This window comes from Lutibacter sp., from assembly GCF_013139515.1.
Lineage (GTDB): Bacteria > Bacteroidota > Bacteroidia > Flavobacteriales > Flavobacteriaceae > Lutibacter.
In genome coordinates this window covers 1-2,615 of the sequence record NZ_WTAR01000142.1, presented here as the reverse complement: position 1 = coordinate 2,615, position 2,615 = coordinate 1, and the positions used below count along the sequence as shown (strand labels likewise).

Annotated in this window: 1 pseudogene; it reads right to left on the bottom strand. The window is 34.2% G+C overall.

The features are described from left to right. A pseudogene (locus tag GQ540_RS12335) lies at positions 1–2,615 on the bottom strand (hypothetical protein); the annotation flags it as partial.

Genomic DNA, 2,615 nt, shown 5'->3' with positions numbered 1-2,615 from the left:
CAATAAAAGCTTCTCCTCTACTATTTAATGCAACAGTTACATTTTGTGTAATAACAACTGGTGCTACGTTATCTTCAATAGTTACAACTGTAGTGGCTGTTCCTGTATTTCCGTGAATATCTGTGACTGATAAAGTAACAGTGTTTTCTCCAACGTTGCTACAATCAAAAGAATCAACATCTAATGCGTAACTTTCAATACCACAAGCATCGGTACTTCCGTTTTCAATATCTTCAACATCAATACTAAGTGTACTGCCTTCTGCATCCAACTGTAACGTAAATGGTGCTACCGTTACTACATTTGGTGCTACTGTATCTTCTACAGTTACTGTAGCAGTTGCTGTAGAACTGTTTCCGTAAATATCTGTTACTTTTAATGTAACTTCGTTTTCTCCAATATCCTCACAAGTGAAATTTGTAACATCTATTTTATAGCTATCAATCTCACAATTATCTGTTGATACATTGTCTATCATTTCTGGAGTAATACTTACTTCACCTTCAGCATCTAATTGAATCGTAATGTTTTGTGTATTTACTACTGGCGCTACGTTATCTTCAACAGTTACTATTGCTGTCTCTGATGTGCTATTTCCATTTACATCAGTTACTGTTAAGGTTACTGTAACTCCTGAAATGCTACCGTAAGTCATCATTGCATTTACTACAACTGGTCCTTCACCCATTATTCCTGTAGGTCCTACTAGTGTAGCAATTCCCGTTTGAATATCAATTTCATAAATATTACCTCTAGCTGGCGTTTGACCACCACCTGCATACAATTTACCATCAGCACCAAAATTAATACTTCCTAAACTTACACCACAAGGACCAACCATAGCTGCTTCTCCTGTCTGTAAATCTATCGTATATAATTCTGTTATACCTCCACCGCCTCTAACACCATACATAGTGCTTGAACCAGCTTCATAAGCAAGACCATTCATCCATAAACCACTATCTCCAAAAGGATCCTGAAGCCCTACAAGAGTCATTTCTGCAGTATCCATATTAATTGTAACTAATGCTCCTGATATAATACCTGAACCATATAATATACCATCTACAAATTCTAATGCTGCAGGAACATCTTCTGTTTCAAATGAAGCTATCATAGCTCCTGTTTCTGGATTAAACTCAAAGAATTCATAACAACCGTTTGGTGATTGCGCAAATGCTCTACCACTTATTGGATCAAACGCCATTGCATTAACACCTGCAGTTCCTTCATTACAAGCACCATTAATAGTACCTATTAATGAAGCTGCTCCTGTATTTATGTTTAAATCGTAGTAATTACCTTCTTTATCTCCAACACGGATTACAGAACCTGAAGAACTTGCATTAACATCTTCACACGTAAATTCATCAATATCTAGTGAATAACTTGCTATACCACAATTATCACTTGTACCACCTGAACCACTATTTATAAACATTAAATCTTTAATATCTGTAAAACTTCCTGTAGGGTTTAACAATAAATTAGTTACTTCTGTTTCTAAATCTACCGTGTATATAATATCACAACCAAAAGTTGACGAGGCAATTACTTTACCATTCCCTACATATTCTATTCCTTGTGCTGAACAACCTGAGTTATCTGGTGTATCAAAAGTAAAAAGTGATGTAACTATACTCGTTGAAATATCAATAGCATATAATTCAATTGGATCACTTGAAGTAACATAAAGTAATCTATTGCTATCATTATCATACGTTAAACCTACTGAACCATCTTGTGATACAGTTGAAAATGCACTAATTGTTTGGGTTGAAATATCATACGCATTTATTTCTCCTGACTGAAAAACAATATATAGTGTTCCATCTCCTCCAAAAGTTAAATCTTGAGGTTTTGTATTTCCCCCATCTGAAATCATTTGCTCTATCAAAGTAACAATTCCTGTATCAGTATTGTAAGAATATAAATATCTTGTTGAGCTTTGACTTTCATCAGCTCCTAAATAGTAAACTAATCCATTTTGGGTATTGTAATCAAATCCAAAATTATTATAACTTGGTAAAGTTTCATTAAACCCTTCATCTAATAAAATTTCATCCGTTACTGAATCATAATTATATAAAGAAACGTTTAATTCTCCATCCCAAGGATATAATGCATATAAACCTTGAAGGCCTCCTGAGCTATTTACGTCTCCTGGTACTATTGTCGCCAATCCACCTGCATCTAACTGTACTGTAATATTTCGTGTTGCAACTATTGGTGCTATATTATCTTCTACAGTAACTATTGCAGTTGTAGAATTGCTATTTCCAGTTACATCTGTTACGGTTAGTGTAACAGTATTTTCTCCAATATCTTCACACGAAAATGTTGTATTATCCAATGAATAACTTGCTATACCACAATTATCAGTTGAAACATTGTCTATTTGTGCTGGTGTAATAGTTACATTCCCTGTACCATCTAATTGAACAATAATGTTTTGGGTGTTTACAACTGGTACAACTGTATCTTGAATTGTTACTGTTGCTGTATTTGAACCTACATTTCCTTTTTCATCAGTAACACTTAAAGTAACGGTGTTTGCACCTAAATTTGCACATGTAAAACTTGTAACATTCAATGCATAACTTGCTATTGTACAA